General features: G+C 53.3%; 1 protein-coding gene. It reads left to right on the top strand.

All coding sequences use genetic code 11. The annotated features are described in order from the left end of the window. On the top strand, positions 1–329 hold a 329-nt coding region (locus HCX50_RS19670; protein WP_443189887.1), incomplete at its 5' end, for a hypothetical protein. Positions 330–424: the final 95 nt, after the last annotated feature.

The raw sequence follows: 424 nt of genomic DNA, 5'->3' as shown, positions 1-424 counted from the left end.
AAGCAGAGCGCACCCTAGACCTGTTGGAAACCAAGACCAAAGGTTTGACACTGGAAAATTGCCCAGTCGAGAACAGCAAAGCAACGCGGGTATGCGTAGCGACCGAGAAGCGAATGCTGGACGCGTTAGCGGAATTAGAGAGCAATCACGCAGCAATCGAGCAGCGAATGATGAAAGCCTTAACGCACTTGGGCGAAAGGTTGGCAGAGCTAGAGCAGGAAAACACGAGTTTAGCGCAGCAGCTAGCGAGCTTGGCAGCCGAGTTAGAGCGGCAGAGCGAAATACGGCAACGGCAGAGCGAAATCTTGAATCAACCAGCCAAACGATAAGCCAACGATACAAACGAACCCAAAGCAGGGGATGGGGAATGAGCCGATGATTACCGAGAACGAACGCGACAGGCGAACAGCCGCATGGCTGATAG

Origin of the sequence: Microbacterium sp. B19(2022), from assembly GCF_012030385.1 — a bacterium.
GTDB classification, from domain to species: Bacteria; Actinomycetota; Actinomycetes; order Actinomycetales; family Microbacteriaceae; genus Microbacterium; species Microbacterium oxydans_B.
This window is presented reverse-complemented; position numbering and strand designations above follow the sequence as displayed.